This window comes from Cellulomonas sp. ICMP 17802 (assembly GCF_041295535.1).
GTDB lineage: Bacteria > Actinomycetota > Actinomycetes > Actinomycetales > Cellulomonadaceae > Cellulomonas.
This window is the reverse complement of the sequence record NZ_JBGFQZ010000055.1, coordinates 1-6,952: the sequence shown is the minus strand read 5'-3', so window position 1 is coordinate 6,952 and position 6,952 is coordinate 1. Positions and strand designations below refer to the sequence as shown.

The 6,952-nt window shown below is 73.6% G+C and carries 7 protein-coding genes; all 7 read left to right on the top strand.

The window, feature by feature from the left end:
- Positions 1 to 54 precede the first annotated feature (54 nt).
- On the top strand, positions 55 to 1,008 hold the full coding sequence (locus tag AB5970_RS19015) for a carbohydrate ABC transporter permease (RefSeq protein ID WP_370505517.1): 954 nt from the start codon (positions 55 to 57) through the stop codon (positions 1,006 to 1,008).
- The gene (locus AB5970_RS19010; RefSeq protein ID WP_370505516.1) at positions 1,005 to 1,823 is read left to right on the top strand and encodes a carbohydrate ABC transporter permease; all 819 of its coding nucleotides are present in this window, start codon (positions 1,005 to 1,007) and stop codon (positions 1,821 to 1,823) included. The genes AB5970_RS19015 and AB5970_RS19010 overlap by 4 nt, the downstream gene beginning before the upstream one ends.
- Entirely contained in the window at positions 1,820 to 2,803 is a 984-nt protein-coding gene (locus AB5970_RS19005; RefSeq protein ID WP_370505515.1) for a hypothetical protein, read from the top strand. The genes AB5970_RS19010 and AB5970_RS19005 overlap by 4 nt, the downstream gene beginning before the upstream one ends.
- Positions 2,804 to 2,818: 15 nt before the next feature.
- Positions 2,819 to 4,345 carry an alpha-N-arabinofuranosidase gene (locus AB5970_RS19000; protein ID WP_370505514.1) on the top strand — a complete coding sequence of 509 codons (1,527 nt, stop codon included), beginning with the start codon at positions 2,819 to 2,821 and terminating at the stop codon, positions 4,343 to 4,345.
- Between the two features lie 110 nt (positions 4,346 to 4,455).
- On the top strand, positions 4,456 to 4,836 hold the full coding sequence (locus AB5970_RS18995) for a hypothetical protein (protein WP_370505513.1): 381 nt from the start codon (positions 4,456 to 4,458) through the stop codon (positions 4,834 to 4,836).
- 3 nt (positions 4,837 to 4,839) lie between these two features.
- A complete protein-coding gene (locus tag AB5970_RS18990) occupies positions 4,840 to 5,574 on the top strand; it encodes a hypothetical protein (protein ID WP_370505512.1) in 735 nt (244 codons plus the stop codon).
- Positions 5,571 to 6,952 (top strand): protein kinase domain-containing protein (locus tag AB5970_RS18985; protein ID WP_370505511.1); only part of this gene is annotated, 1,382 nt, incomplete at its 3' end. The genes AB5970_RS18990 and AB5970_RS18985, both read left to right, overlap by 4 nt.

Here is a 6,952-nt window from a genome sequence, read left to right as displayed (position 1 = left end):
GCCCCCCCCCCCCCCCCCCCCCCCCCCCCCCCCCCTCCCCGGAAGGAGCTGCCCGTGGCCGTCGCCACCGCACCCACCACCACCGCCGTCTCGCGCCCCGCGGCACGCCGTGCTCGCCCCCGGCCCTCCGGCTGGGGCGGTCCCCGCGCCAGCCAGCTGTTCCTCGTGCCGATCGCGCTCGTCTTCGTCGTGCTCTTCCTGATCCCGCTCGGCCAGACCGTCTACTGGAGCTTCACCGACTTCACCGGCTACTCCGCCGACGTGAGCTTCGTCGGGCTCGAGAACTACCGCGTGATCCTGCGCGACCCGTCGATGCTCGCCGGGCTCGGCTTCACGCTGCTGTTCGCGGTGGGCACCACGGTGCTCGTCACCGCGATCGCGATCCCGCTCGCGGTCGTGCTCAACAAGCGGTTCGCCGGACGCAACTTCGTGCGCTCGGCCCTGTTCTTCCCGGCGATCCCGAGCATGGCGGTGCTCGGGCTGGTCTGGAGCTACATCCTGTCGCCGATCGCGTCGGGGGCTCTGAACACGGTGCTGAACAACCTGTTCGGGCTCGGCCCCGTGCCCTGGCTCTCCGACGCGAGCCTGGCGCGCCTGTCCGTCATCCTCGTCGGCGTCTGGGGCGCGGCCGGCTGGCACGCGGTGCTCTACCTCGCGTACCTGCAGTCGATCCCTGCGGAGCTGTACGAGGTCGCCACCATCGACGGCGCCGGCGCCGTGGCCCAGTTCCGGCACATCACGCTGCCGCTGCTCACGCCCGGCATCGTCGTCAGCCAGTTCCTGCTGATGACCGGCGGGCTCAAGGTCTTCGACCTGCCCTACACCCTGACCAACGGCGGGCCCGGCTTCGCCACCTACACGATCACGCAGTCGATCATCACGTCCGGGGTCGGCCAGGGCCGGTACGGCCTCGCCTCGGCGCTCGCCGCGCTGTTCACCCTGGCGGTCGCGGCCCTGTCGATCGGGCAGCTGGTCCTGTCCCGCCGCGTGGAGAGGAACGTGCTGTGACCCGCCTGAAGCGGGCGACCCTGAGCGTCGTCATGATCGCGGTCGCGTGCCTGGTCGCGCTGCCGCTTTACTACATCGTCGTCAACACGTTCAAGACGCAGGCGGAGATGGTGGCCTCCCCCATCGCGCTGCCGACGTCGCTGAACCTGCAGAACTACGTCGCCGTGTTCCGCGACGTCCCGCTCGCCCAGAGCTTCGCGAACACCCTCTACGTCACGGTCGTCGGCGTCCTGGTCCAGCTCCTCATCGGCGCGATGGCCGCCTACGGCATGATCATGCGCGCCTCGCGGTTCAACCGGATCCTCGGGATCGTCCTGGTGCTCGCGTTCGTCGTGCCGGCGCAGTCGACGCTCATCCCGCTCTACCGGATGCTCGTCGGCGTCAACCAGGTGGACACCCTCAACGGCCTGGTCATCATGTACGCGGCCGGCGCGGTGTTCTGCTTCTTCCTCATCCAGGGCTACATGCGGACGCTGCCCTTCGAGGTGATCGAGGCGGCCATGCTCGACGGTGCCGGCGCGGTGCAGATCTTCTGGCGCATCGTCCTGCCGCTCATCCGACCGATCCTGGTGACCGTCGGCGTGTTCCAGACGATGTGGGTGTGGAACGACTTCATCCTGCCGAACGTGTTCCTGTCGTCGCCGGAGAAGCGGACCATCGTGCTGCAGGTCTACACGGCCGTCGGGGAGTTCCGGACGGACTGGCCGTCGTTCATGACGCTCAGCGTGATCGCCCTGCTGCCCATGGTCGTGTTCTTCGTGGTCACGCAGCGGCACATCGTCTCCGGCCTGCTCGCGGGGAGCCTCAAGGGATGAGCCGGACGGTCCCCGCCCCCCTGTTCACCGACCCCGTGCACCACGCCCCGACCGACCCCGTGGTGGTCGAGGCGCCCGACGGCACCTGGCGGATGCTCTACACCCAGCGCCGCGCGGCCGACCGCTCCGCCGGTGTCGGCTGGGTGCACGGCACCGAGATCGGCATGGCGTCCTCCCACGACGGCGGCCTGACCTGGACGTACGCCGGCGTCGTCGGCGGCCTCGACCACCTGCCCGGGCGCAACACGCTCTGGGCGCCCGAGGTCGTGCGGATCGGCGCCGAGTACCACATGTTCCTCACGCACGTGCCGGGCACCCCGAGCTCGTGGGACGCGACCCGCAGCATCACGCACCACACCTCGTCGGACCTCGAGTCGTGGACGTACCGCGGCACGCTGCCGCTGTCCTCGGACCGGGTGATCGACGCGTGCGTCGTCGCGCTCCCGTCCGGCGGGTACCGGCTCTGGTACAAGGACGAGGCCGACGGCTCGGCGCAGTGGTCGGTCGACTCCGCGGACCTGGTCACCTGGGACGAGCCGCGCCGCGTGGTCGGCGAGCCGCCCGGCGAGGGCGCCAACGTCTTCCGCCTCGGCGGCTGGTGGTGGCTGCTGGTCGACGAGTGGCGGGGCCTCGGCGTCTACCGCTCGCCCGACCTCGACACCTGGGAGCGCGACGGGCTCGTCCTGGGTGAGCCCGGCAGCCGCCCCTGGGACGCCGGGACGGGTCGGCACGCCGACGTCGTCGTCGGGCGCACCGCCGCCGGCGACGAGGTGGCCTGGATCTTCTACTTCACGCACCGCGTCGAGCCGGGGCCGGACAACGCCGGGTCCCCCCACCAGCTCGACGAGCACGGCGTCCCGCTCGCCCACCGCACCGACGTCCAGGTCGCCGCGGCCGTGGTGGTCGACGGCCACCTGGTGTGCGACCGCGACGCCGACCCGGACCTCGACCTGCGCCGCACGACGGCCACCCACCACTGACAGGAGCTCTGCACCATGACCGACCCGACGCCCGCCCTGGTCGCCGCGATCGACCTCGACGTCCCCGGCCCCATCATCAGCCGCCACCTCTACGGCCAGTTCGCCGAGCACCTCGGCCGCTGCATCTACGAGGGGTTCTGGGTGGGCGAGGACTCCGACGTGCCGCACGTCGGGGGGATCCGCGCCGACGTGGTGGAGGCGCTGCGCGAGCTCGACGTGCCCAACCTGCGCTGGCCGGGCGGGTGCTTCGCCGACGAGTACCACTGGCAGGACGGCATCGGACCGCGCGAGCAGCGGCCCCGCATGGTGAACACGCACTGGGGCGACGTCGAGGAGAACAACCACTTCGGCACGCACGAGTTCATGGCCCTGTGCGAGCTGCTGGGAGCCGAGCCGTACGTGTCGTCGAACGTGGGCTCGGGCAGCGTCCAGGAGATGAGCGAGTGGGTCGAGTACCTCACGCGCACCGGCGACTCCCCGATGGCGCGGCTGCGCCGTGAGCACGGCCGCGACGAGCCGTGGACCGTCCGCTTCTGGGGCATCGGCAACGAGCCCTGGGGCTGCGGCGGCAACCTGCGCGCGCCCCAGTTCGCCTCGCTGGCCCGGCAGTACGCCACCTACGCCCGCGACCACGGCGACAACCAGCTCTACCGGGTCGCCGCCGGCGCGGCCGACGACGACTACGCGTGGACCGAGACGCTCATGAAGGAGCTGACCACGGGCCTCGGCGACCGCAGCCCGCGAGCGCTGTTCCAGGCGGTCTCGTTCCACTACTACACGATGTCGGGCGGCTGGTCGGCGAAGGGGTCCGCCACCTCGTTCACGGACGCCGAGTACTGGACGACCATGCGGCGCGCACTGCACGTGCGCGAGCTCCTGGCCGGGCACGCCGCCGTGATGGACGCCTACGACCCGACCAAGCAGGTGGGCCTGGCGCTCGACGAGTGGGGCACGTGGTGGGACGTCGAGCCTGGCACCAACCCCGGGTTCCTGTTCCAGCAGAACGCGCTGCGCGACGCCCTGGTGGCGTCCGTGCACCTCGACGCCTTCCACGACCACGCCGACCGGCTGCGGCTGGCGAACATCGCCCAGACCGTCAACGTGCTGCAGGCCATGGTGCTCACCGACGGCGACCGCCTGGTCCGGACGCCGACGTTCCACGTCTTCGCGATGAGCCGGGGTCACCAGGACGCCGTCGCCCTGCCGGTCCGGGTGGTCGAGCGGGCGACCCGGGTGGTCGACGACGTCGAGATCGGCACCGTCTCCGCGTCGGCGTCGACCAAGGACGGCCACGTGCTCGTGTCGGTCACCCACCTCGACCCGACCGCCGGGGCGACCGTGCGGATCGACCTGCGGGGCCGCCCGGTCTCCGCGCCGGTCGCCACGGTGCTGACGGCGACCTCGGCGCAGGACCACAACACCGTCGACCACCCCGACGCCGTGGTGCCGCTCCCATTCGACGCGGTCCGGCTCACCGGCTCGATGCTCGAGCTGGACCTGCCGCCGGCGTCGTTCGTCACCGTGGACCTCACCCTGGGCTGAGGCCGGACGCCGTATCTCCCCCTCCGCGGGCCGTTCCTTCGTGCTGGGCGGCTCCACCGCGGCGCCGCCGGCCCGGGCCGACCGGCGCGGGCCTCACGGGAGGGGGAGCCATGGGGTTCTATGTGAAGGATCTGTACGTCCAGCGCGTACCGAAGTTCCAGTGGCACGACAAGCTGACCAACCCGCCGACGGTCCCCGAGACGTCGCCGATCATCCGGGTCGCGGCACTGTCGCCGCAGATCGCCGAGGTGCAGGTCCGCGCCGGCGGCGGGGGCGGCGGGGTGTTCCTGCCGGCGGACGACACGACGCTCTGGACGATCCCGACGTCGATCACGCCGATCGTCTCGCCGGCCGGCCGGCTCAACGAGGCGGACCTGCAGCTGGTGCGCGAGAACCTCGTCGCGACGCTCAAGGCGGTCGAGCAGCAGATCGAGGGGATGCAGGGGTCGGCCGAGGACATCGCGTACGCCGCGTCCGTGCTCAAGGGCTGACCGATGTCGACACCGCCCGGCGGGCAGCTCGCCCGGACGACCCGCACCGTGGTCGTCCGGGGGGCGGCGCTCGCCGGGTGGGTCGGCCCGGACGAGCTGGCGTCCGTCCTGTACCGGTCCGGCGGCACCGCCGTCGACCCTCGGGAGGACCCGCGCCTGGCCCGGCACCTCGCGGACCGCGCGGAGCGGACCGTACCCCTGGAGCACCACGACCGGTCCCGCACCGAGCACTGGAACGGCTGGACCGCGCACGGGACCGACGCGTCGGCGCAGGTGCACAAGGTCTACATCAGCCCGACGCTCCCCTGCCTGCCCGCGGCCCTGCCGGTGGTCTTCGCGACCGCCGTCGCGCTCGACGTCCCGTCGTGGAAGGTCGGCGCCGACGCCGCGGGCCTGCACCGGCCGGACAAGATCGTGCTGTACCTGCCCTCGGCGCAGCGCGCGGACGCCGTTGCCGCAGCGCTCGCCGACGCGCTCGACGGGCTCGAGGCCCAGGGCGTCCCGTTCACGGGCCAGGTCGGAGCGACCGCGATGGTGTCCCGCGGCCGCGACCACGGCCGGACCAGCTGGCGCGCAGTGCTGTGCCGCGCGGTGGCGCGTGCGCTGTGCGACGAGCGCGCGGCCCGCGGTCCCGACGCCCCCGCGGCCGAGGTCGCCGACGCGGCCCTCGGTCGCCTGGCGCGAACCTACGACGTCGCGGGCTGGAGCCCCGAGCTCCGGGCGCGGGTGCCGGCGTGAGGGCCCCCGAGGTCCGGTACGTGCTGCACGCCGACGTCGAGTCCGTGCCGATGCCGGACCAGGACGAGGTGCTGGTCGCGCGGCGGGGCAGCCGCGTCCCGCCCCAGCTGCTGTCCGTCGACGCGATGGCGCTGCTCGAGCACTTCCGGCAGCCGTCCACGCTGGTCGGGGCGGTGCTGGCGTACTGCGCGGCCGTGGGTGCCGACCCACTGGGCACGCTCGACGAGGCGTTCGGCGTGCTCGTCGCCCTCACGCGCAGCGACATCCTCGTGGCGGACGGCACGGCACCCGCGCGGTCGCTGCAGGACCGGCACCGCCTGGGCGAGCGGGTCGGGCCCGCGACCCTCACCGCGCGCGTCCGGGTGCTCCGTGACAGCGAGATCTGGCGGGGGGTGCTCCGGGACGGGACGCGGGTCGTGGTCAAGGTCGTCGACGACGAGGAGCAGGGCCCTGGCCTGGTCGCCCGCGAGCTGGCCGCACTCGACCGTCTCGACGGCTCCGTCGCCCCGCGGCTGGTGTGGCACACGCTCGCGCCGACCGGCGGGACGCTCGTGCTCGACGAGGTCGACGGCGACCCCGCGGACCTGGCGGTGCTGACCACCGACGACGCCGGGCGCCGCCGGATCGCCGCCGCCGTGCTCGACGCGTACGTCGGCCTGCACGAGCGAGGGGTCCTGCACGGCGACGTCCACCCCGGCAACATCCTGGTCGGGCCGGACGGCTCGGCGACCCTCGTCGACTTCGGGCTCGCGTCCGTGGACGGGGCACCATCCCCGCGCCCGGGTGGCGGCGAGTACCTCGACCCGGCGGCCGCCGCCGCGATCCGGTCGGGCGCGCCGACGCCTCCGCTCGACCCCGCTGCCGAGCAGTACGCCGTCGCTGCCGTCGCCTTCCGCCTGCTCACCGGCGCGACACCGATGGACCTGGCCTGCGAGCGCGACGAGGCCCTGCGCCGGCTCGTCGAGGACCGACCGCGGCGGTTCGTCGCCGTCGGGGCGGCGCCCTGGCCCGCCGGCGAGCGGGTCCTGCGGCGCGCGCTGTCCACCGGTCCGCGCCGCCGGTTCCGCTCGGTGCGGGCCCTGCGGGACGCGTTCGTCGCGGCCGCCCCCGCGCCCGCCGTCCGTCCCCCCGACCTGCACGCGGTCGTGGCGTCGCTCGACGTCGACGGCGCCGCGTGGGCGTCGGCCGACGACGTCCGCGCGGCGCACGTCGCGTGGTTCCTCGGCCGGGTCGCCACCCTCACCTGCGACCCGCGCGCGTTCGACCTGGCGCTGGTCTGGTCCGCGCGCTGCGGCGGTCGGTTGCCCTCGGCGCCGGCACGCCGCAGCCCGGTCGCGGGGGGGGGCGGGGCGCGGGCGGCGCCCGCGCTCGTTTACAC